1 pseudogene is annotated in these 236 nt (G+C 61.4%); it reads left to right on the top strand.

Annotated features, from left to right (window positions below):
- Positions 1–236: pseudogene (locus ACTFO6_RS19820) on the top strand (hydrogenase expression/formation protein HypE); the annotation flags it as partial.

Here is a 236-nt window from a genome sequence, read left to right as displayed (position 1 = left end):
GAACAGGCGGGCGTTTACATTGTCACCGGTGACACCAAGATGGTGGAACGAGGCGCGGCGGACAAGCTCTTCATCAACAAGGCCGGGATCGGCGTCGTTCCGGAAGGGATATCGATTTCCGCACGCAACGCACGCCCGGGCGACGCGGTCATCGTGAGCGACTACCTGGGGGATCATGGCACGGCAATCATGGTCGCCCGCAACGAGCTGGCGCTCGAAAACCAGATTGCAAGCGA

It is taken from the genome of Pelomicrobium sp. G1 (genome assembly GCF_051905455.1).
GTDB lineage: Bacteria > Pseudomonadota > Gammaproteobacteria > Burkholderiales > UBA6910 > Pelomicrobium.
This window is presented reverse-complemented; position numbering and strand designations above follow the sequence as displayed.